Genomic DNA, 21,705 nt, shown 5'->3' with positions numbered 1-21,705 from the left:
AGCCGCTCAGCCGCGGTTCAGCTCGAACCACACCACCTTGCCGGTGCTCAGCCGGGTGGCGCCCCAGCGCCGGGCCAGCCGGTTGACCAGGTACAGGCCGCGCCCGCCCTCGTCCGTGGCCCGCGCCTGCCGCAGGCGCGGAAGCTGCGGCACGTCGTCGCCGACCTCGCAGCGCAGCACGTCCGTGCGCAGCAGCCGCAGCGTCACCGGCCGCGACGCGTACCGCACGGCGTTCGTCACGACCTCGCTGACCAGCAGCTCCACCGAGTCCGTCAGCTCCTCCAGGTCCCAGCGGGCGAGCGCGCGCCGGGCCAGCCGGCGGGCCTGGCCCGGAGCGGAGTCCTCCGGCTCCAGCGTCCAGTAGGCGACATCGCTCGGCGCGATCCCGTCGAAGCGGGCGGCGAGCAGCGCGATGTCGTCGTCCCGGTCGCCCGGGCCGAGCATGTCCAGCACCTCGTCGCACAGCGCTTCCAGCGGCGGCGGATGGTCCGGGCCGGTCAGCCGCGCGGTCGCGGCCAGCTTCTCCCGCAACTGCTCTATGCCGGTCCACACGTCCCGCAGCCGGGACTCCACCAGGCCGTCGGTGTAGAGCAGCAGGGTCCCCCCGGCGGGCGCCTCCAGCTCCACCGCCTCGAAGTCGACCCCGCCGACCCCGATCGGCGCGCCCGACGGCACCCGCAGCACCTCGGCCCGCCCGCCCAGGTGCAGCAGCACGGGCGGCGGATGGCCGGCGTTGGCGATCGTGATGCGGTGCGTCACCGGGTCGTAGACCGCGTACAGGCAGGTCGCCATGCGGTCGGTGCCCAGGCGCTGCGCCTGCTCGTCCAGGTGGTGCAGCACCTCCTGCGGCGGCAGATCGAGACCGGCCAGCGTCTGCGCGGTGGTGCGCAGCTGGCCCATGATCGCCGCCGAGGTCATCGAGTGGCCCATCACGTCACCGACGACCAGCGCCACCCGGCTGCCGGGCAGCGGGATCGCGTCGTACCAGTCGCCGCCGACCCGAGCGGTCTCCGCCGCCGGCAGGTAGCGGGAGGCCAGCCGGACGCCGGTCGGCCGGGGCAGGGTCTCGGGCAGCATGGTGCGCTGCAACTCGTCGGCGATGTACGCCTCGCGGCCGTACAGCACCGCCTTGTCGATGCCGAGCGCGCTGTGCGTGGCCAGTTGCGCGGCCACCAGCAGGTCGTCCGCCTCGAAGGCGAGCCGGTCCGGGCGGCGCAGGAACAGGGCCGCGCCGATCACCCGGCGCCGGCCGCGCAACGGCGCGAGGATCGCGTGCCGCTCGCCGGGTACGACCGCCTCACCGCCCTCGCCGAGCAGCTCGGGCAGCGCGTCCCGGGCCGCGGGCGCGTCGGCGAACACCGGGCGCACCCCGCGCAGCACCTCGTTCAGCGCGCCGCCCGGCCGCACCTCGCACAGCTCGGCGGTGAGCGCCGACAGGTCCGACAGCACGGACGGCTCCGGCTCCGGCTCGAACGCCGGCGGCAGCAGCACCCCGTCGGTGTCCCGCTCCTGGGGTATCCGGTCGGTGCGGCGCAGCCGCAGCACCACCGGACCGCTGGGCCGCTCGTCACCGACGGGCAGCGGCTCGCGCAGATAGACCAGGATCGCGTCGGAGAACGTCGGCACGGTGGCCCGGCACAGCCCCATGACGATCTCGTCGAGGTCGAGCCCGCGGGCGATCCGCCGGGTGGCCGCGCCCACGAACCTGAGCCGGTCCCCGTCGCGCCGCATGGGCATCGGCCGCCCCGGCGGCGGAGCCTGTCCGGTACGGCGTTCCTGACCGCCCGGCGACCGCTGCTGCTCGGCGCCGGGCTGCGCCGGGATGGCCTCCGGCGCGGGGCGCGGGCGGTGGGCGTCGGGTTCGGTGCCGGAGGGCTGGGCGTGCTCGGGGCCGTTGACGGAGGGCTCCTTCCCCTGGCCGGCTGCGGGCTGCTTCCCCTTGCCACAGGGGGTGGCGGTGCCCGGTCCGGACGGCGCCGCGTCGGCCCGGGCCTGTGCGGGTAAGGCCGGATCGCCGAGCTGCGCCGGAGGCTTCTGGGACTGCTGCTGGGTACGCAGGAGCGCCCCGCGGGCATCCGCGGGGTCCACGCCCGGCTGGGGGCGTCCGAAGGAGGTGGGCTGCTCCGTCACGCGTGTCGCATCCATCCGTCCGGGGCTGCGCGCCGGGTGCGCCGGGCGCGCAGTTGGTCCCGCCGACATCCCGATACCCGCAATACGTGCCCCAGGAACGGAATTGCCGCCGGGTCGCAGACGGACGCTGTGCCGGTGGCGAGTTCCGCGCGGCCGGCGGCCCGGTCGCCGCACGCCTTCGTGGTGGTGCCCTGGTACCCCTCGCTCACGTCCTGCTGCCCCTCGGTGACGATCGGTCAAGCCCGGCGCATGCCCCGGAAGTTGCTCTGCTACGCCCTTGCGGAGGACGATCCTACGTTTCTTGCCTGGGGGCGCATCAAGGGTCTCATGAGGATACGCGCGCGGGTGCGCGGTCCCAGTCCTCGGGGAGGGAAGGTACCGTCCAGGACGGGTCCGGGCGCCAGCGCGGCCAGTCGTCGCCGAACGGCGGGCCCCACGCGCGGATCACCTCCACCGCCTCCCGGCCGGCGGCCCGCACCTGCTCGGCGGTCGCCGCGTCCATCAGCCCGTCCCGCTGGGCCTGCGCGAACTCGTCCTCGTCGCGCCAGTGCCAACTCCGGTCCGGGTGCACGGAGATGTCCAGGAAGTGGTCCTCGGAGTCCACCCCGCCCGCCCACCGGGCCAGCGGCTCCTCCAGGTTCACGTACCAGTTCTTGAACCGCCAGCCCGGCTCCCAGAACAGCCACACCGACCAGGGCCGGCCGGGCTGCGCCAGCTTCAGCACGCCCGTGCCGAACCAGCGGTCCCGCTGGACCGTCCGCGGCTTGGTGTACCGGGACTCCAGCGGCTCCAGGTGCACGGGCGTGCCGTCGGCCAGGACCGGCTTCACGCACTCGGTGCCGGGGGCCAGCCACACCGCCAGCAGGTCCGCGTCGTCGCGTACGACGGTGACCGGCCGGGCGATGTGGTACCGCTCGCCGCCGTTCGCCCGGTAGCGCCACAGGATGTGCGTCCCCGGGGTCCAGTAGGTCGCCGGTCCCGCCGCCACTCGTGTCATCGCTCCGTCGTCCGTCATGCACAGATATTAGGTGCCACGGGCACACGACGCTGCGGCGCGGGTCACGGCGGTACCCCGGTGGCCCGAATGGTCCGCTCCCGGTTACGGGCGCGTCATCCGCAGGACGTCCAGCGCCTCGTCGAGCTGTTCCAGTGTCAGGTCGCCGCGCTCCACGTACCCGTTCTCCAGGACGACTTGGCGGATCGTCTTGCGCTCGGCGAGGGACTTCTTGGCGACCTTCGCGGCCTCCTCGTACCCGATGTACTTGTTCAGCGGGGTCACCACCGACGGGGACGACTCGGCGTACTCGCGGGCGCGTTCGCGGTCGGCGGTGATGCCGTCGACGGTCCGGTCGGCCAGCAGCCGTGAGACGTTGGCGAGCAACCGGACCGACTCCAGGACGTTCTTGGCGATGACCGGGAGCATGACGTTCAGTTCGAAGTTTCCGGCGGCGCCCGCGGTGGCGATGGTGGCGTCGTTCCCGACGACCTGCGCGGCGACCATCAGCACTGCCTCCGGGACCACCGGGTTGACCTTGCCCGGCATGATCGAGGAGCCGGGCTGGAGGTCGGGCAGCCGGATCTCGGCGAGACCGGTGCGCGGTCCGGAGGACATCCAGCGCAGATCGTTGGCGATCTTCGTCAGGCCGACCGCGATGGTCCGCAGTTGCCCGCTGGTCTCCACGATGCCGTCCCGGGCGCCCTGCGCCTCGAAGTGGTCCCGGGCCTCGGTCAGCGGCAGCCCGGTCACCCGGGCGACCTCCTCGATGACGGCGGCGGAGAAGCCGGGCGGGGTGTTGATGCCGGTGCCGACGGCCGTGCCGCCCAGCGGGAGCTCGGCGAGGCGCGGGAGGGAGGCCCTGAGCCGCTCGACGCCGTACCGCACCTGGGCCGCGTACCCGCCGAACTCCTGCCCGAGCGTCACCGGCGTCGCGTCCATCAGATGCGTCCGCCCCGACTTGACCACCTCCGCGAACTCCTCGGACTTGCGCTCCAGGGAGGCGGCCAGGTGCTCCAGGGCCGGGATCAGGTCATGGGTGACGGCCGCGGTGGCCGCGATGTGGATGGACGACGGGAAGACGTCGTTGGACGACTGCGAGGCGTTCACGTGGTCGTTGGGGTGCACGTCCCGGCCGAGCCGCTCGGTCGCCAGCGTCGCGATGACCTCGTTGGTGTTCATGTTGGACGAGGTCCCCGAGCCCGTCTGGAACACGTCCACCGGGAAGTGCTCGTCCCACTTCCCCGCGGCGACCTCGCCGGCCGCGTCCTGGATCGCCTCCGCGACCTCCTTGTCCAGCACGCCCAGCTCGGCGTTCACCTTCGCCGCCGCCGCCTTGATGCGGGCCAGCGCCTCGATGTGCGCCCGCTCGATGCGCTGTCCGGAGATGGGGAAGTTCTCCACGGCACGCTGCGTCTGCGCCCGCCACTTGGCGTGGACCGGGACCCGGACCTCACCCATGGAGTCGTGCTCGGTGCGGTACTGCCGGCCTTCTGTCTGACCGTCTGTCATTGGGACACCTCCTTGGTGGACAGCATCGCGCGGCGGCGTGATGTTCCCGGCGCGACGCGGCGCGCGGGCACGGGCTGGGGTCGACGCGCTGGTCGCCAGGTGCCCGGCGCGCCCGGTTCACACCGAGGTCATGACCCGTTCAAAAACTTTTTCCTCATCCGTACAACCGTTCCCGGAAGTCGCGAGTCCTCACGGGAGAGTCAACAGACTCCTCGGACTCTCACGGGCCCGGCAGTGCCCCCACCACTGCCGTGGCTCTTCATATGGGGAAGACACATGCGCATTCGTGCCAGTTTGACCGCCGCGACCATCTCCGGGGCCGTGGCGCTCACCGCCCTCGTCGCACCGGCGGCACAGGCGGCGGACGACCCGGCGGGTACCGCCGCGAAGATGACGCCCTTCTCGGCCAAGGCGCCGGCGGACGACACCGAGGGTGACACCACGATCACCAAGGTCACCGTCAACGGCAACAAGGACGTCGTCGTCGGCACCGGTCAGAAGTCCTTCAACATCTACGTGACCGCCACCGACCCGTCCGGCATCTACTCCGCCGGCGCCTTCCTGTGGCACGGCACCAGCCTCGACCCGGACAACCCCGACGCGGACGGGCTGCTCTACACGGACGCGGACGCCACCTGCGACAACTGGAGCGCCACCTCCGCCACCTGCAAGATCACCATCACCGCCACGTCGGACGACCTCTACGACAGCGCCCTCAACGGCAAGTGGAACGTCGCCGCCTGGGCGGTCGGCAATGACGCCGACTACATCCAGAAGGACACCTACAAGAACCACTGGGTGAAGCGGGCCGCCAGCTTCAGCGGCTTCAACGCCGGTCCGGAGCCCGTCGCGAAGGGCAAGGCCATCACGGTCACCGGCACTCTGAAGCGCGCGAGCTGGAGCTACGGGAAGTACTACGGCTACGGGAGCCAGGCCGTCCAGCTCCAGTTCAAGAAGGCCGGCAGCAGCACCTACAGCACCGTCAAGACGATCACCAGCTCGTCCAGCGGCTACCTGAAGACCACCGTGACCGCCTCCGCGGACGGCACCTGGCGCTTCCACTACGCGGGCAACAGCACCTCGTCCGTCGCGGACGCCTACGACTACGTCGACGTCCGCTGACGCAGGTACACCAGCTGACCCACGTTGACGTGAAGGGGGCCCCGGAGGAGATCCGGGGCCCCTTCACGCGGGTTCAGGCCTCGTCGTGGCTCAGTCCAGGGACAGGCCCGGCCCCCGGACCGGGATCGACGTGAACGTCGGCTGCGGGGCCGGGTCGGTGAAGAAGTCGTTCCCCTTGTCGTCCACCACGATGAACGCCGGGAAGTCCTCGACCTCGATCTTCCAGACCGCCTCCATGCCCAGCTCCTCGTACTCCAGGACCTCCACCTTCTTGATGCAGTCCTGGGCGAGACGGGCGGCCGGGCCGCCGATGGAGCCGAGATAGAAACCGCCGTGGGCGGCGCACGCGTCGGTGACCTGCTTGCTGCGGTTGCCCTTGGCGAGCATCACCTTCGAGCCGCCCGCCGCCTGGAACTGCTCCACGTAGGAGTCCATGCGGCCGGCCGTGGTCGGGCCGAAGGAACCGGAGGCGTAGCCCTCGGGCGTCTTCGCCGGGCCGGCGTAGTACACGGGGTGGTCCTTCAGGTACTGCGGCATCTCCTCGCCCGCGTCCAGCCGCTCCTTGATCTTGACGTGCGCGATGTCGCGGGCCACGACCAGCGGGCCGGTCAGCGACAGGCGGGTCTTCACCGGGTACTTGGTCAGCTCGGCGAGGATCGTGTCCATCGGCTGGTTGAGGTCGATCTTCACCACGTCGGAGGACTCGTCGAGGTGCTCGTCCGTGGTGTCCGGCAGGAAGCGCGCCGGGTCGGTCTCCAGCTGCTCCAGGAAGACGCCCTCGGCGGTGATCTTCGCGACCGCCTGGCGGTCGGCGGAGCAGGAGACGGCGATCGCGACCGGGCAGGACGCGCCGTGCCGGGGCAGACGGACCACGCGGACGTCGTGGCAGAAGTACTTGCCGCCGAACTGCGCGCCGATGCCGATCTTCTGGGTCAGCTCGAAGACCTTCTCCTCCAGCTCCTTGTCCCGGAAGCCGTGGCCGAGCGGCGAGCCCTCGGCGGGCAGGTTGTCCAGGTAGTGGGCGGAGGCGTACTTCGCGGTCTTCAGCGCGTACTCGGCGCTGGTGCCGCCGACGACGATCGCCAGGTGGTACGGCGGGCAGGCGGCCGTACCCAGCGAGCGGATCTTCTCCTCCAGGAACTTCATCATGGAGGACTCGTTCAGGACGGCCTTGGTCTCCTGGTACAGGAAGGACTTGTTGGCGCTGCCGCCGCCCTTCGCCATGAACAGGAACTTGTAGGCGCCGCCGTCGGTGGCGTACAGCTCGATCTGGGCCGGCAGGTTGGAGCCGGTGTTCCTCTCCTCCCACATGGTGAGCGGAGCCATCTGCGAGTAGCGCAGGTTCAGCCTGGTGTAGGCGTCGTGGATGCCGTGGGACAGGTGCTTCTCGTCCTCGCCGGCCGTCAGCACGTTCTGGCCGCGCTTGCCCATGACGATCGCGGTGCCGGTGTCCTGGCACATCGGGAGCACGCCGGCCGCCGCGATGTTCGCGTTCCTCAGCAGGTCCAGGGCGACGAACTTGTCGTTGGCCGACGCCTCCGGGTCGTCGATGATCCGGCGGAGCTGGGCGAGGTGGGCCGGGCGCAGGTAGTGCTGGATGTCGTGGATGGCCTCCTCGGCCAGCTTGCGCAGCGCCTCCGGCTCCACCTTGAGGAACGTCCGCCCGTCGGGCCCCTCGACCGTGGAGACGCCCTCGGACGTCACCAGGCGGTACGGCGTGGTGTCCTCTCCCTGGGGGAGCAGATCGGTGTACTCGAACGCTGGGCGGGGCGGGGGGGAAGTGCGCGGCATCTCAGCCCATTCCTCACTCTGACGGACGGCGCCCGCCGACGCTGGCGAGCCTGTCCAGGGTAGAACCTGCCGCCGACGGCGAACCTGTGAGGTAAGGCTCAGTCAGGGGTGTCGCGATCTATCGTGTTTGGGTACGCTGCCGTCGTGGACCTTCAGAAGCAGACCGCACCCACACCCGCCACCGAGCTGCGCGCCTCCGACGCGGATCGCGACCGGGTCGCCGACATCCTCCGCGAGGCCCTGGCCGAGGGCCGGCTGACCGCCGACGAGCACGCCGAGCGCGTGGACGGGGTGCTGCACGCCAAGACGGTGGGTGAGCTGGAGGTCTTCATCCGGGACCTGCCGGCCGCCCACCAGCGCCCCGCCGCCCCCGCGTACACGCCGGTGCCGCCCCGGCCCACCCCGGGCGCGATCCCGGTGGAGGCCGACGCGAACGTGGTGGCGGTGTTCAGCAGCGCCATGCGCCGGGGCCGCTGGCGGGCCGGGCGCCGGCTGCACGCGTACGCGGTCTTCGGCAGCGTCGAGATCGACCTCAGCGAGGCGATCTTCGAGTACCAGCAGGTGGTCATCAAGGCGGTCTCCGTCTTCGGCGACGTCCAGATCCGCGTCCCGGAGAACATCTCGCTGCGCGGCACCGGCGGTGGCGTGCTCGGCAACTTCGAGGTGAGCCCGCTGGACTCGGTCGACTCCGACGCGCCGGTGGTCTACGTCGACGGCTGGGCCGTCCTCGGCAACGTCGAGGCGCGGCCCAAGCGGGGCAGGCGCGTGGCGGACATCCTCGAACGCGTCCAGGACAAGGTGGACCGCAAGCTGCGCAGACACCTGGGGCACTGACCCCGGGGGCGTGTACGGCCGCAGCGCGCGCCGACGGACGGGAACGCTGTGCATAGGCGCGCGCACAGCGGGTAGGCCTTGCTGCATCGTCTCTCGCTCGCGAAGCCGTCGTCAGGAGTAGACCGTGCTGCAACCGCCGCATTCGTCCCTGCAGGTCGCTGCCGTTCCGGCCCAGCGGGTGCCGACGCGGGACAGGGACCAAGACGCCCCCTGGCACACCGAGGCGGTGTGCCGGCGCGACGAGGCCGGCCTGTTCTTCGCCCCGTCGAAGGAACCGACCGCCGCCCGGCTGTCCCGCGAAGAGGCGGCCAAGCGGGTCTGCTCCCGCTGCCCGGTCATGGTCGAGTGCCGCGAACACGCACTCCTCCAGCCCGAGCCCTACGGCGTCTGGGGCGGCCTCACGGCGGCCGAACGCCGGGTGGTCCTGGCGAGGCGCCGTCGCAGGGAACTGGAACTGAAGAAGACGGCGCGGGCGGCGGCCGACCGTATGGCGGGCTGAAACACACAGGTGAGGAGCGCCCTCTCCGCACCGAGGGCGCTTCCCCACCGAGGGAGCTTCCCCACCGGGGGCGCTTCCCACCAAGGGCGCGGGGAACCGCGCGAGCGACCACGGGCGACCCGCGGCCGTCGGCGCTCCACGCGCCCCCCGCGAGCAGGCGCCCTTACTTCGCCCGGTCGAAGTCGATCGCGCTGTAGGCCCGCAGCTTGCTCAGCCGGTGCTCGGAGAAGATCCTCCGCACCGTCCCCGACTTCGACCGCATCACGATCGACTCGGTCAGCGCGGTCTCCGACCGGTACCGCACCCCCCGCAGCAGCTCCCCGTCGGTGATCCCGGTGGCGACGAAGAACACGTTCTCCCCGGACACCAGGTCGTCCGTCGTGAGCACCCGGTCCAGATCGTGCCCCGCGTCGATCGCCCGCTGCCGCTCCTCGTCGTCCTTCGGCCACAGCTTGCCCTGGATGGTCCCGCCCAGGCACTTCACGGCACAGGCCGAGATGATGCCCTCCGGGGTGCCGCCGATGCCGAGCAGCAGGTCGACGCCGGTGCCCTCGCGCAGCGCGTACACCGAGCCGGCCACGTCGCCGTCGGAGATGAGCTTGATGCGCGCGCCGGCGTCACGGACCTCGCGGATCAGGCCCTCGTGCCGCGGCCGGTCCAGGATGACGACGGTCACGTCCTCCGGCGAGGAGCGCTTGGCCTTGGCGATCCGCCGGATGTTCACCGCCACGGGCGCGTTGATGTCGACGAAGTCCGCCGCGTCGGGGCCGGTGACCAGCTTGTCCATGTAGAACACGGCGGACGGGTCGAACATCGCGCCGCGCTCGGCGGCGGCGAGGACGGCGATCGCGTTCGGCATGCCCTTGGCCGTCAGCGTGGTGCCGTCGATCGGGTCGACGGCGATGTCGACCTCCGGACCGGTGCCGTCGCCCACGTGCTCCCCGTTGAAGAGCATCGGGGCCTCGTCCTTCTCGCCCTCGCCGATGACGACCACGCCGTTCATCGACACGGTGGAGACCAGGGTCCGCATGGCGCGCACCGCGGCACCGTCGGCGCCGTTCTTGTCACCGCGCCCGACCCAGCGGCCCGCGGCCATCGCGGCGGCTTCGGTCACCCGGACGAGTTCCAGGGCGAGGTTGCGGTCGGGAGCCTCGGAAGGGACGTCCAGCTCGGACGGCAGGTGGTGGCTTTCGGTCATCGGAGCGCACCTTTCTGATACGACGACGGCCGGGTGAGGGTCTTCGACCCGACTCTATCGTTAGGCAGACAAAATGAGCAGGGGACCCCACGGATGAGCGCTTGCGGCACCTGCGACGATAGGGGGCGTGGCAGGTTCGAACGGCAGGCAGAAGACGGCCCGGGACATGATTCTCTCCCTGGTCGTGATCAGCATCGTGGGATTGGTCGTCTACTTCATCGCCATCCCGCACGACGATCACGCTCCCGACCTCAAGCGGGTCGACTACCGGGTCGAACTGGTCACGGCCCGCCGGGCGGCGAGCTACCCGGTGGCCGCGCCCGAGGGTCTGCCGAGTACCTGGAAGGCGACCTCCGTACGCTTCCAGGGCGAGAAGTCCGACCGCTGGCACCTGGGCTTCCAGACCCCGGACGGCCAGTACGTCCAGGTCGAGCAGTCCACGCAGAAGCCCGCCGACTTCATCGACCAGGCCAGCCAGGGCGCGTCGGCGACCGAGCGGACCGAGGAGATCGACGGCCGTACCTGGACCCGCTACAGCGGCGGCCGGTACGACGCCCTGGTGCTCATGGACACCCCCGGCTCCACGACGGTGGTGGCCGGCACCGGCTCCGCCGAGGAGCTGAGGACGATGGCGGCGGCGCTGAAGATGGGGTGACCGCCCGGTTCCCGCGCGTACTCCCCGCGCGTACTCCCCCCGCGTACTCCCCGCGCGTACGAGGACACGCGAAGAGGCCCCCGGCGGTGCTGGGGGCCTCTTCGCGTGCGCGCGGGGCTCTTGTCCGTGCCCGTGTGGCTCAGACGGTCGTGACGACGTCCTCGTAGGCCAGGCGCGGGGAGCGCGGGTACCAGGCGTCGGGGCCCGGCTTGCCGATGTTGACGACCATCAGCGGGGTGTGGTCGTCGTCCAGGAACTCCTTGCGGACGCCCTCGTGGTCGAAGCCGGTCATCGGGCCGGCGGCGAGGCCGGCGGCGCGGACGCCGACGATGAAGTAGGCGGCCTGGAGCGCGGCGTTCAGCGTGGCGGAGCCCTCACGGGCCGCGCGCTCGGCGAAGAAGACGTCCTTGGCCTGCGGGAAGGCCGGGAACAGGGCCGGCAGCTCCTCGTGGAACTCGTTGTCCGCGGAGAGGATCGCGACCAGCGGCGCGCTGGCGGTCTTGGCCCGGTTGCCCTCGGCCATGTGCTGCACCAGGCGCTCACGGGCCTCGGCCGAGCGGACCAGGGTGATGCGCAGCGGGGTCTGGTTGAAGGCGGTGGGGCCGTACTTGACCAGGTCGTAGATCGCCTGCACCTGCTCCTCGGTCACCGGCTCGTCGGTGAAGGTGTTCGCGGTACGGGCCTCGCGGAACAGCAGGTCCTGGGCGGCGGGGTCAAGAACGAGAGACATGGTGACTTTCCTCAGGGGCGCGTCCGGCCCGGGGTGCCGGACCGGCTGACGTCACCGACCCTACGACAGGTGAGGTTTAATCTTCAACTAAATCGGGGGTGCGGTGACTCGCTTCACAACCCGGCGCCGGCCCCTACTCGCCGTCCTCCCCCGCCTCCCCTTCCTCCTCCTCGGCCAGCGCCGCGTCCAGCCGGGCCCGGGCGCCCTCCAGCCAGCGCCGGCACACCTTGGCCAGCTCCTCGCCGCGCTCCCACAGCGCCAGCGACTCCTCCAGCGACGTACCGCCCGCCTCCAGCCGCCGTACGACCTCGATCAGCTCGTCGCGCGCCTGCTCGTACGACAGCGCCTCGTCCACCTTGCTCGTCATTCGCTCACCTTCACTGTGAAATCACCCTCGGCGACACGGGCGCGCAGCGCCTCGCCCGCCGTCACCTCGGCCGGATCGCGCACCACGTGCCCGTCCGCCCGTTGCAGCACCGCGTAACCGCGCTGGAGCGTCGCCGCGGGGGAGAGGGCCACCACCCGGGCGTGCGTGTGCGTCAGCTCCGATTCCGCGCGGTCCAGCAGATGCCCCAGGGTCCGCCGCCCCCGGTCGAGGAGCGCGGCCACATGGTCGGCCCGCTCGTCGATCATCCGGTGCGGATCCTCTATCGAGGGCCGCGCCAGCGCATGCGCCAGCCCCCGCTCCTCCCGCTCCACATACGCGTTCACGCAGCGCCGCGCCCGGTCCCGCAGCATCCGCACCCGCTCCAGCTCCTCACCGACGTCCGGGACGACCTTCTTCGCCGCGTCGGTCGGCGTGGAGGCCCGCAGGTCGGCGACGTGGTCCAGCAGCGGATTGTCCGGCTCGTGCCCGATCGCGGACACCACGGGCGTACGGCACTCGGCCACGGCCCGCACCAGCTGTTCGTCGGAGAAGGGCAGCAGGTCCTCCACGCTGCCGCCGCCGCGCGCGACGATGATCACGTCCACCTCGTCGACGGCGTCGAGCTCCTTCACCGCCTGCACGACCTGTGGCACCGCGTGCACCCCCTGCACCGGGACGTTGCGCACCTCGAACCGGACGGCGGGCCAGCGGTGCCGGGCGTTCTCCAGCACGTCCCGCTCCGCGGCGGAGGCCCGGCCGCACACCAGCCCGATGAGCTGCGGCAGGAACGGCAGCGGCTTCTTCCGCTCCGGCGCGAACAGGCCCTCGGCGGCGAGGGCCTTCTTCAGCTGCTCCAGCCGGGCCAGCAGCTCGCCGACGCCGACCGGCCTCATCTCGGCGGCGCGCAGGGACAGCTGGCCACGGGGGGCGTACCACTCGGGCTTCGCCAGGACGACGACACGGGCGCCCTCCCCGACGACGTCCGCGACCGCGTCGAAGACCTGGCGGTAGCAGGTGACACTCACGGAGATGTCGTACGACGGGTCGCGCAGCGTCAGGAACACGACGCCGGCGCCGGGGCGGCGGGACAGCTGCGTGATCTGCCCCTCGACCCACACCGCGCCGAGCCGGTCGATCCAGCCGCCGATCAGCCGTGAGACCTCGCCCACGGGGAGCGGGGTCTCGGGAGACGTGTTCACAGCCATGGCGCCGAGCGTAGTGGTCACCACCGACAGCCCGGCTACGGACCGTAGGACCGCGGACCGTTTCCGTCCGCCGGCGCCGTAGCGGCTGACCGTTCCCGTCCGCCGGCGCCGTCCCGGCTGACCCTTCCGTCCGCGGCGCGGCTGACCGCGCGGTTCCCCGCGCCCCTCCGGGCGCCGGTCAGCCGGCCGACGCTTCCCGACGGCCCCGCTGGCCCACCAGCACCAGCAAGCCGGTCACCAGCCACACCGTGCCCACCACCTGCGCGACCCCCGCCGCCTCCACGATCACCGCCACCGTGATCGCCGCGCCGAGCACCGGGACCAGCACGTGCCGCCACCAGCTCCACGGCCCGTGCCGCACCACGAAATACCCCACCACGCTCGCGTGCAGCAGCGTGAACGCGGACAGGGCCCCGATGTCCACCACCGACACCAGCTTGTCCAGGCCGTCGTCCCGCCGCGCCGCCCACCCGGCCGCGACCAGCGTGATCACCGCCGCGCACAGCAGGGCCACCCGCGGCACACCGCCGTCCGTCCGGGACAGGGCCCGCGGCAGCCTCCGGTCGCGGCCCATCGCGAACAGCAGCCGCCCGGCCGCCGCCTGCCCCGCCAGCGCCGCGAACGCCGCCCCGATCGCCTTGCTCGCGGCCACCAGATCGTGCAGCCACGTCCCGACGGCGGAGTCCACCGCGTCGTAGAAGGCCGAACCCTGCCTCCCGGGATCGTCCGCGAGCTGCGCGGACGTCGTCGGCTCCAGCAGCGCGACCAGGTAGGTCTGCGCGACGAACAGCACCCCGGCCAGCGCCAGGCAGAACAGCAGCGCCCGCGCCACCTTCGCCGAGCCCCCGGTGACCTCCTCGGCGAACGCGGCGATCGCGTCGAACCCCAGGTAGGACAGGACCGCGACGGACACCGCGCCGATCACCGCCGACAGCGCGAACGCGCCCTGCGAGCCGTCCCCGGTCAGCGGCGACAGCACCCCCCGCTGCGCCCCGTCCCGTGCCAGCACCACGACCGCCGACACCACGAACACCAGCAGGACCACGATCTCCAGAACCAGCACGAGGAAGCCCACGCGCGCGGCGGCCCGTACGCCCCACAGGTTGAGGAGCGTGGTGACGACCACGGCCAGCGCCGTCCACACCCACCGGGACACCTCGGGGACCAGCGCGTTCATCGCGATGCCGGAGAAGAGGTAGGCCACCGCCGGGATGAGCACATAGTCGAGCATCGCCATCCAGCCCGCGACGAACCCGGCCCCGTTCCCGAGTCCCGCGCGCGCGTACGCGAAGACCGACCCGGCCTGCGGTACGACCCGCACCATCTGCGCGTAGCTGAAAGCGGTGAACGCCATGGCGACCGTGGCCACCACGTACACCAGCGCCACCGCGCCGTGCGACTTCGCGTCGAGCGTGCCGAACACCCCGACCGGTGCCATCGGCGCGATGAACAGCAGCCCGTAGACCACGAGGTCCCGCAGGCCGAGGCTGCGCCGCAACCGCTGGTGCGCGTCAGCGGTGGAGGTTGTCGTTCCGGTGTCGGACATACGCCCAAGTCTTCCCCGCGCGACCGTCGGCACGCGATCCCGGCGCCCCCGGACCCGGCCTTACGATGGGACCCATGACCGCTTCCTCTGGCCGCCGTGTCCTGCTCGCCGCCCCCCGGGGCTACTGCGCCGGCGTGGACCGCGCCGTGATCGCCGTCGAGAAGGCCCTGGAACAGTACGGGGCCCCGATCTACGTCCGGCACGAGATCGTCCACAACAAGTACGTCGTGCAGACCCTGGAGAAGAAGGGCGCGATCTTCGTCGAGCGGACGGAGGAGGTGCCGCCCGGCAACATCGTCATGTTCTCCGCGCACGGCGTCGCCCCCGTGGTGCACGAGGAGGCCCGCCAGGGCCGGCTCGCCACCATCGACGCCACCTGCCCCCTGGTCACCAAGGTCCACAAGGAAGCCGTCCGGTACGCCAAGGAGGACTACGACATCCTCCTGATCGGCCACGAGGGCCACGAGGAGGTCATCGGCACCTTCGGCGAGGCCCCCGACCACATCCAGCTCGTCGACGGCCCCGAGGACGTCGCCAAGGTCGAGGTCCGCGACCCGTCCAAGGTCGTCTGGCTCTCCCAGACCACCCTCTCCGTGGACGAGACCATGGAGACCGTCGACGCCCTGAAGACGAAGTTCCCCGGTCTCGTCTCCCCGCCCAGCGACGACATCTGCTACGCCACGCAGAACCGCCAGCTCGCCGTGAAGCAGATGGGCGCCGAGGCCGAGCTGGTCATCGTCGTCGGCTCGCGCAACTCCTCCAACTCCAAGCGGCTGGTCGAGGTCGCCAAGCTCGCCGGCGCCCGCGAGGCCTACCTGGTGGACTTCGCCGACGAGATCGACGAGGCCTGGCTGGAGGGCGTGACGACCGTCGGCGTCACCTCCGGCGCCTCCGTGCCCGACGTGCTGGTCGAGCAGGTCCTCCAGTGGCTCGCCGAGCGCGGTTACGGCGACGTGGAGATCGTCAAGGCCGCCGAGGAGTCGATCACCTTCTCGCTGCCCAAGGAACTCCGCCGCGACCTGCGCGAGGAGGCTGCGGCCCTGGTCGCCGAGCGTGGCGGAAGCGGCACCTCCGTGGCGTGACCGTCGGTGGTCCGTCGTAACGTGGTGCCATGCAGATCTTCGGCGTGGACATCGGCGGATCCGGCATCAAGGGCGCCCCAGTGGATCTGGACCGGGGCGACCTGGCCCAGGAGCGCTGCAAGGTGCTCACCCCGCACCCGGCGACGCCCGAGGGCGTGGCGGACGGGGTGAAACAGGTGGTGGACCACTTCGGATGGACGGGCCCGGTCGGCCTGACCTTCCCCGGCGTGGTCACCGGCGGCGCCACGGTCCGTACGGCGGCGAACGTCGACAAGAGCTGGATCGACACGGACGCGCGCGCGTTGTTCAGCGGCCGGCTCGGCGGCCTGCCGGTGACCGTGGTCAACGACGCGGACGCGGCGGGCGTCGCCGAGATGGAGTTCGGCGCCGGCCGGGGCCGCAAGGGCACGGTCGTCCTGCTCACCTTCGGCACGGGCATCGGCAGCGCCGTCTTCGTGGACGGCGCCCTGCTCCCCAACACCGAGCTGGGCCACCTGGAGCTGGACGGCCACGACGCCGAGAAGCGCGCCTCCAGCAAGGCCAAGGAGGACCACGACCTCAGCTGGGAGCAGTGGGCGCACCGCGTCCAGAAGTACCTGGCCCACGTGGAGATGCTGTTCTCGCCGGAGCTGTTCATCATCGGCGGCGGGGTCAGCCGCAAGGCGAACAAGTTCCTGCACCTCATCGAGGGCGTCAAGGCCGAGATCGTCCCCGCCCAGCTGGAGAACAACGCGGGGATCGTGGGCGCGGCGATGAGAGCGGCCCAGCGCGCCTAGGGTCTTTCCTTTGGATCAGGCCGGATCAGGTGGCAGGGCCCGCGAGCCCGGCATGATCCGAACGAGAGGCCCTGGCCGTCGGGGGCGGTGCCGGCGTCAGCTCCGGCGCCGGCGCCGTCGTACCCACCGCACCCGGCGGACGAGCACGATCACCCCGGCGGCGAGCGTCCCCGCGTACAGCCAGCCCGCCTGGGTGGCGAGCCCGGTGACCAGCCCCATCAGGCGGCCGAGCAGCCCCCCGCCGTCCTCGGCGACCGGCAGCAGCCCGACGGCGAACGCGATCGGTACGACGACGGGCGCGGTCAGCACGTCCCCCTCGCGCACCCACAGCGCGGTCAGCACGCACACCGGCAGGAACAGCACGCCGTAGGCCGTCGGGGAGGCGCCGAACAGCAGCTGGTCCAGCCAGCCGAGCAGGAACATGGCCGCGAGGCAGAACAGGCCGCTGCCGAGCCCGGTCAGCCGCGGGTTGGGCAGCGGTCCGCCGGCCGCAGCGGGCCGCGCTTCCGGCACCGGCCGCGCGGTCCGGCCGCCACCGGCAGCGGGCCGACGCACAGCGCCGGGCCCACGCCGGACGCCGCCGGGTCCACGCCGGACGCCGTCGGGTCCGCGCTCGCCGGGTCCGCGCTCGCCGTCCACACGGCGCCGTCCCTGCGCCGGCAGCGGGGCCGACGGGGGCGTGCCACGTCGCGGTCCGTCGTTCGGGGGTCGCGATCCGTATTGCTCCACAGGGACCAACCTAGGTCTGTTTATGTGCCGAATCGGCCGCGAGACACGCCGATGGCCAGAGCTTGGCCGGGCGATCACCGCTGTCGTGAGGCGGGCGCGCGGGACGCCGTAAACTGGTGGATCGGCCAGTGTCGGTCTCTGGCCCCTGGCAGCCCCTGGCCCACTCACTACGGGAAGTCGCAACGTGTCGCTCACGATCGGAATCGTCGGCCTGCCCAATGTCGGCAAGTCGACCCTGTTCAACGCCCTGACCAAGAACGACGTGCTGGCGGCCAACTACCCGTTCGCCACGATCGAGCCGAACGTCGGCGTCGTCGGCGTGCCCGACGGCCGCCTCGCCAAGCTCGCCTCGATCTTCAAGTCGGAGCGCATCCTTCCGGCCACGGTCGACTTCGTCGACATCGCCGGCATCGTGCGCGGTGCCTCCGAGGGCGAGGGTCTGGGCAACAAGTTCCTCGCGAACATCCGCGAGTCCGACGCGATCTGCCAGGTCATCCGCGCCTTCAAGGACGAGAACGTCGTCCACGTCGACGGCAAGGTCTCGCCGAAGGACGACATCGAGACGATCAACACCGAGCTGATCCTCGCCGACCTCCAGACCATCGAGAAGGTCCTGCCGCGCCTGCAGAAGGAGTCGCGGATCAAGAAGGACATGGCGCCCAAGGTCAAGGCCGTCGAGGAGGCCAAGGAGATCCTGGAGAAGGGTGACACGCTCTTCGCGCACGGCATCGTCCAGGGCAGCGAGCGGGCCGAGCTCCTGCATGACCTGCACCTGCTCACCACCAAGCCCTTCCTCTACGTCTTCAACGTGGACGAGGACGAGCTGGTGGACGAGGAGTTCAAGAACGAGCAGCGCGCCCTGGTCGCCCCCGCCGAGGCGATCTTCCTCAACGCCAAGCTGGAGGCCGACCTCGCCGAGCTGGACGAGGAGGAGGCCCTGGAGCTCCTCCAGTCCGTCGGCCAGGACGAGCCCGGCCTCGCCACCCTCGCCCGGGTCGGCTTCGACACCCTCGGCCTCCAGACCTACCTGACGGCCGGCCCCAAGGAGTCCCGCGCCTGGACCATCAAGAAGGGCGCGACGGCCCCCGAGGCGGCCGGTGTCATCCACACCGACTTCCAGAAGGGCTTCATCAAGGCCGAGGTCATCTCCTTCGACGACCTGGTCGAGACCGGCTCGGTAGCCGAGGCCCGTGCCAAGGGCAAGGCCCGCATGGAGGGCAAGGACTATGTGATGCAGGACGGGGACGTGGTGGAGTTCAGGTTCAACGTCTGACACGTGCGGTGAGGGGCCGTCCGACCTGCCGGGGAGCGGGTCGGGCGGCCTTTGCGTGTCCGCACCGCGGGTTCAGCCGCTCCGGGGAGGTGTGAGCTTGTCGAGGTCGACACGGTGGGCCGACTCGGGGGAGACGATCTCGACGACGAGGCTCACGTGTTCGGGGGCGTACCAGGTACGGTCGGGGTCGTACGGCAGGTCCGTCAGCAGGAGGTCCGGCTCGGGACGGTTGCGCGCATCGAGGCCGATCGTCATCTCCCGCTCGACCTCTACGCCGACCGGCGCCTGCGCCATCAGCGTGGTGGTCAGGCCAGTGACGAGACGGCCGTGCCAGGACCGCCGGGGCGACATCACGAGGCTTCACGGTAGCGCCCGTGGGGGCGGTGGGCCGGGTACCCGTGTACGGCGTGGGGCGGCTCCTCCGTGACAGGCCGCGCGTCGGATGGCTGATCGAGGGTGCGGTCTGAAGGGGCCGGGCCCTGCGGAGCCCGGCCCCTTCGCCGATCAGGCGCTGGATGACCATCGAGCCTCTTGCGTCAGCTCAACTGGCGCACCGACATCAGCAGATGGCGGTGGTCCTCCTGTGCCGCGTGGTCCGTGTCCGGCACGCCGCTCAGCATTGCCCGCTGGCCGGGGCCCAGGAGCTCGAAGCGGATCTGTGGGGCGTTGAAGGAAGCGAGGGCTTCCAGCAGGTACGCCGGGTTGAAGGCGACCGTCATGTCGTCGGCGCCCTGCAGCGTGGCCGCGAGCCGCTGGGAAGCGATGTCGTCCTCGTACCCCGCCTGCAGCAGGACGGTGGTGCCCTGGGCGGAGAAGTCGAGCCGGATGGGGCTGTCGGGCTCGGCGACGACCGCGACACGGCGGACCGCGTCGGCGAGCGGCTCACGCCGTGCGACCGCGACTGCCGGGCTGTCCAGCGTGAACAGCTTGTCGTAGCGCGGCAGCCGTCCTTCCAGCAGCCGCAGCGTCGTACGCATCCCGGCTCCCTCGAACGAGATCAGGCCGCCACCCGAGCCGTTCAGTCCGACACGGATCGGTCCGGACTTCGCCAGCGAACGGGAGATCTCGGTCAGCCTGCGGCCGGGTACCACCACCTCCACGGCCTCGGAGGCGGCCTCCCCGGGTTGCCAGGACAGCGTGCGCACGGCGTAGCGGTACCGGTCCGAGGCGGCCAGCGTCATCGACTCGCCGTCCAGCCGCACCTGGATCCCCGTGAGCACCGGGAGCGTGTCGTCGCGGCCGGCCGCGATCACGACCTGTCCGACGGCGGCGGCGAGCTCGGCCGCGTCCACCACTCCGCGACAGGCCGGAAGCGCGGGCAGCGCCGGGTACTCCTGCGCGGGCAGCGTCGACAGCCCGAAGCGCGTACCGCCCCCGTCCATCGTGAAGCGCGCACCCTCCAGCGCGCACCGCACCATCGCGTCGGGCAGCACCCGGCAGATGTCGAGCAGCCGGCGCCCGGGCACGAGCACCTGACCGGGTACCGGGGTCTTCGCCGGCACCTCGATGTCGGCGGAAGCCTCGTAGTCGAAACCGGAGATGCGCAGCCGCCCCTCCCGGGCGTCCAGCATCAACCCGCCCAGCACGGGCACGGGCGAACGGGTGGGCAGCGACTTGGCTGCCCACCCCACGGCGTCCGCGAGAGCACCCCGCTCGATCCGGAACTCCATCAGCACGTCCCCCACACGTCGAAGCCGTTGATCCGCGCACGCTACAGGTCGCCACTGACAACGCCCGCGGACCAACGGCCCTTCAGGGGGCGCTCGTTATCGCGGCCACGCGGGGCGCGACCAGCGTGCGGTAGCAGGCCGTGCGCAGCGCCACCGACTCGTCGAGGCGCCCCGCGTTGAAGAAGATCTCCTCGTGCGTGAGGAGGGCCGGGTCGGCGACCACCTCCAGTTCCGGGTCGAAGCTCAACGGCATGATGCAGCCGCTGACGCAGCCCGTCAGCCGCTCGGCGACCTCCCGCGCCGCGAAGGACGCCTCCCGGCCCGCGTACAGCGCGGTGAGCGCGGGCAGGTCGACCCTGCGGTCCCCGGGCACCACCGCGATCACGTACCGGCGCCGCTTGCTGCTCAGCGCCACCCTGATGACCAGGCTCTTCGCGGCCTGGTCCAGGCGGTGGCCGCGCAGTGCGCTGGCCAGGTCGGTGCGTCCCTGCGGCGCGTGGTTCAGCAGGCGGTAGCGGGCGCCGCCCCTGGCGAGCAGGTCGAGCAGGCGGGTACGGCTGTCCGCAGTCGCGAGCGCGGAGGACATGGCGATCCTTTTCTGGGAGAGGTGGCGGCGGCTCAGCGGTCGCGCAGCTCCAGCGTGCAGCACTTGACGCTGCCGCCCGCCTTGAGCAGTTCGGTGAGCTCGACCCCGATCGGCTCGAACCCACGGGCACGCAACTGGGCCTGGAGTCCCTTCGCCGCGGTCGGCAGCAGCACATGGCGTCCGTCGGAGAAGGCGTTGAGCCCGAAGACGGCGGCGTCCTCCGCCGTGGCGATCACCGCGTGCGGGAACAGGGCCCGCAGTACGGCCTGGCTGCCGGGTGTGAAGGCGTCGGGGTAGTACATGATCTCGTCGTCGGACAGGACCGCGAGGGCGGTGTCCAGGTGGTAGTGCCTCGGGTTGACCAGCGTCAGCGAGGTGACCGGCAGCCCGAAGAACTCCTGCGCCTCGGCGTGGGCGCGGATGTCGGTGCGGAAGCCGGTCCCGGCCAGTATCCGGCGGCCGACGGTGAGGAGATCACCCTCGCCCTCGTTGATGTGTTCGGGCCACAGCACGTCCTGGTAGCCGTGCTCCTCGAACCAGCGCAGGTAGGCGGGCCCCTCGGCGGTGCGCTCGGCGTGCCGGAAGCGGGCGCCGAAGACCCTGCCGTCGACGACGGTGGCGCCGTTGGCCGCGAACACCATGTCGGGCAGCCCCTCGACCGGCTTGATCTCCTCGATGGTGTGGCCCAGTTCGAGGTAGAGGTCGCGCAACTGCTCCCACTGGCGCACCGCGAGCATGGTGTCGGTGTTGCGGCCGGGGTTCATCCAGGGGTTGATCGAGTACGTCACGTCGTAGTGCCGGGGCCGGCACATCAGCAGCCTGCGGCGGGTGGCGGTGCGGGCGGGCTGCTCCGCCGGGTGCGTCGAGACGCTGGGTGCGATGGTGTCGGTGACCGGCACGGTTGTTGCTCCTTCGGCTCTTCTCATGGGTGATGAGGTACGGGCGGGTCTCAGGGGTGGTGAGGTACGGACGGGTCTCACGGGTGGTGAGGGGGCCGCGGGTTCGT

20 protein-coding genes and 1 pseudogene are annotated in these 21,705 nt (G+C 71.5%); 7 read left to right on the top strand and 14 right to left on the bottom strand.

Annotation, left to right across the window (positions count from 1 at the left end):
- Positions 1-6: 6 nt before the first annotated feature.
- From ACH4LD_RS31985 to ACH4LD_RS31975, 3 genes are all read right to left on the bottom strand, one after another.
- Positions 7-2,130 carry a SpoIIE family protein phosphatase gene (locus ACH4LD_RS31985; protein WP_398057689.1) on the bottom strand — a complete coding sequence of 708 codons (2,124 nt, stop codon included), beginning with the start codon at positions 2,128-2,130 and terminating at the stop codon, positions 7-9.
- Between the two features lie 325 nt (positions 2,131-2,455).
- The gene (locus ACH4LD_RS31980) at positions 2,456-3,145 is read right to left on the bottom strand and encodes a DUF402 domain-containing protein (RefSeq protein WP_398057690.1); all 690 of its coding nucleotides are present in this window, start codon (positions 3,143-3,145) and stop codon (positions 2,456-2,458) included.
- Between the two features lie 84 nt (positions 3,146-3,229).
- On the bottom strand, positions 3,230-4,636 hold the full coding sequence (locus ACH4LD_RS31975) for a class II fumarate hydratase (RefSeq protein WP_398057691.1): 1,407 nt from the start codon (positions 4,634-4,636) through the stop codon (positions 3,230-3,232).
- Between the two features lie 276 nt (positions 4,637-4,912).
- Here ACH4LD_RS31975 and ACH4LD_RS31970 point away from each other — a divergent pair, with 276 nt between their 5' ends.
- Positions 4,913-5,758: a DUF5707 domain-containing protein gene (locus ACH4LD_RS31970; protein WP_398057692.1), complete on the top strand. Its 846-nt coding sequence runs from the start codon at positions 4,913-4,915 to the stop codon at positions 5,756-5,758.
- A gap of 90 nt (positions 5,759-5,848) precedes the next feature.
- Here ACH4LD_RS31970 and ACH4LD_RS31965 read toward each other — a convergent pair whose 3' ends face one another.
- Positions 5,849-7,549, bottom strand: coding sequence for a fumarate hydratase (locus tag ACH4LD_RS31965; RefSeq protein ID WP_398057693.1), 1,701 nt, complete (start codon positions 7,547-7,549; stop codon positions 5,849-5,851).
- Positions 7,550-7,693: 144 nt separating this feature from the next.
- On the opposite strand from ACH4LD_RS31965, the gene ACH4LD_RS31960 reads away from it, so the two are divergent.
- Positions 7,694-8,383, top strand: a complete 690-nt coding sequence (locus ACH4LD_RS31960; RefSeq protein WP_398057694.1) for a DUF1707 domain-containing protein — start codon at positions 7,694-7,696, stop codon at positions 8,381-8,383.
- Between the two features lie 124 nt (positions 8,384-8,507).
- Positions 8,508-8,882 carry a WhiB family transcriptional regulator gene (locus tag ACH4LD_RS31955; protein ID WP_103815793.1) on the top strand — a complete coding sequence of 125 codons (375 nt, stop codon included), beginning with the start codon at positions 8,508-8,510 and terminating at the stop codon, positions 8,880-8,882.
- Between the two features lie 163 nt (positions 8,883-9,045).
- Here ACH4LD_RS31955 and glpX read toward each other — a convergent pair whose 3' ends face one another.
- Positions 9,046-10,080 carry a class II fructose-bisphosphatase gene (glpX, locus tag ACH4LD_RS31950; protein WP_103815792.1) on the bottom strand — a complete coding sequence of 345 codons (1,035 nt, stop codon included), beginning with the start codon at positions 10,078-10,080 and terminating at the stop codon, positions 9,046-9,048.
- A gap of 127 nt (positions 10,081-10,207) precedes the next feature.
- On the opposite strand from glpX, the gene ACH4LD_RS31945 reads away from it, so the two are divergent.
- Positions 10,208-10,735 (top strand): DUF4245 domain-containing protein, encoded by a 528-nt coding sequence (locus tag ACH4LD_RS31945; protein WP_398057695.1) that lies wholly within the window; start codon positions 10,208-10,210, stop codon positions 10,733-10,735.
- Positions 10,736-10,874: 139 nt separating this feature from the next.
- Here the strand turns inward: ACH4LD_RS31945 and ACH4LD_RS31940 are convergent, their stop codons facing one another.
- The 4 genes from ACH4LD_RS31940 to ACH4LD_RS31925 all read right to left on the bottom strand — a co-directional run bounded on the left by ACH4LD_RS31940 (position 10,875) and on the right by ACH4LD_RS31925 (position 14,583).
- The gene (locus tag ACH4LD_RS31940; RefSeq protein WP_398057696.1) at positions 10,875-11,465 is read right to left on the bottom strand and encodes a malonic semialdehyde reductase; all 591 of its coding nucleotides are present in this window, start codon (positions 11,463-11,465) and stop codon (positions 10,875-10,877) included.
- A gap of 133 nt (positions 11,466-11,598) precedes the next feature.
- Entirely contained in the window at positions 11,599-11,832 is a 234-nt protein-coding gene (locus tag ACH4LD_RS31935; protein ID WP_132790580.1) for an exodeoxyribonuclease VII small subunit, read from the bottom strand.
- Positions 11,829-13,037 carry an exodeoxyribonuclease VII large subunit gene (gene xseA, locus ACH4LD_RS31930; RefSeq protein ID WP_132790582.1) on the bottom strand — a complete coding sequence of 403 codons (1,209 nt, stop codon included), beginning with the start codon at positions 13,035-13,037 and terminating at the stop codon, positions 11,829-11,831. Before xseA ends, ACH4LD_RS31935 begins: the two co-directional genes overlap by 4 nt.
- A gap of 178 nt (positions 13,038-13,215) precedes the next feature.
- Positions 13,216-14,583 carry an APC family permease gene (locus ACH4LD_RS31925; RefSeq protein WP_398057697.1) on the bottom strand — a complete coding sequence of 456 codons (1,368 nt, stop codon included), beginning with the start codon at positions 14,581-14,583 and terminating at the stop codon, positions 13,216-13,218.
- A gap of 65 nt (positions 14,584-14,648) precedes the next feature.
- Here ACH4LD_RS31925 and ACH4LD_RS31920 point away from each other — a divergent pair, with 65 nt between their 5' ends.
- Both ACH4LD_RS31920 and ppgK read left to right on the top strand, forming a co-directional pair.
- Entirely contained in the window at positions 14,649-15,665 is a 1,017-nt protein-coding gene (locus tag ACH4LD_RS31920; protein WP_398057698.1) for a 4-hydroxy-3-methylbut-2-enyl diphosphate reductase, read from the top strand.
- A 29-nt stretch (positions 15,666-15,694) separates the two neighbouring features.
- Positions 15,695-16,441 (top strand): polyphosphate--glucose phosphotransferase, encoded by a 747-nt coding sequence (ppgK, locus tag ACH4LD_RS31915; RefSeq protein WP_132790588.1) that lies wholly within the window; start codon positions 15,695-15,697, stop codon positions 16,439-16,441.
- Positions 16,442-16,537: 96 nt separating this feature from the next.
- Here the strand turns inward: ppgK and ACH4LD_RS31910 are convergent, their stop codons facing one another.
- A complete protein-coding gene (locus ACH4LD_RS31910) occupies positions 16,538-17,170 on the bottom strand; it encodes a DUF6542 domain-containing protein (RefSeq protein WP_398057699.1) in 633 nt (210 codons plus the stop codon).
- 184 nt (positions 17,171-17,354) lie between these two features.
- Between ACH4LD_RS31910 and ychF the strand changes: the two genes are divergently transcribed.
- Positions 17,355-18,443 (top strand): redox-regulated ATPase YchF, encoded by a 1,089-nt coding sequence (gene ychF / locus ACH4LD_RS31905; RefSeq protein ID WP_398057700.1) that lies wholly within the window; start codon positions 17,355-17,357, stop codon positions 18,441-18,443.
- A gap of 111 nt (positions 18,444-18,554) precedes the next feature.
- Here ychF and ACH4LD_RS31900 read toward each other — a convergent pair.
- The 4 genes and pseudogenes from ACH4LD_RS31900 to ddaH form a co-directional block, all read right to left on the bottom strand.
- Positions 18,555-18,797: pseudogene (locus ACH4LD_RS31900) on the bottom strand (Uma2 family endonuclease); the annotation flags it as partial.
- 182 nt (positions 18,798-18,979) lie between these two features.
- The gene (gene dnaN / locus ACH4LD_RS31895; RefSeq protein ID WP_398057750.1) at positions 18,980-20,113 is read right to left on the bottom strand and encodes a DNA polymerase III subunit beta; all 1,134 of its coding nucleotides are present in this window, start codon (positions 20,111-20,113) and stop codon (positions 18,980-18,982) included.
- 82 nt (positions 20,114-20,195) lie between these two features.
- Positions 20,196-20,699 (bottom strand): YbaK/EbsC family protein, encoded by a 504-nt coding sequence (locus ACH4LD_RS31890; RefSeq protein WP_398057701.1) that lies wholly within the window; start codon positions 20,697-20,699, stop codon positions 20,196-20,198.
- Between the two features lie 32 nt (positions 20,700-20,731).
- Positions 20,732-21,598, bottom strand: a complete 867-nt coding sequence (gene ddaH / locus ACH4LD_RS31885) for a dimethylargininase (RefSeq protein ID WP_398057702.1) — start codon at positions 21,596-21,598, stop codon at positions 20,732-20,734.
- Between the last annotated feature and the right edge of the window lie 107 nt (positions 21,599-21,705).

Source organism: Streptomyces sp. NPDC017676, from assembly GCF_044329325.1.
In the GTDB taxonomy this organism is placed as follows: domain Bacteria; phylum Actinomycetota; class Actinomycetes; order Streptomycetales; family Streptomycetaceae; genus Streptomyces.
This window is presented reverse-complemented; position numbering and strand designations above follow the sequence as displayed.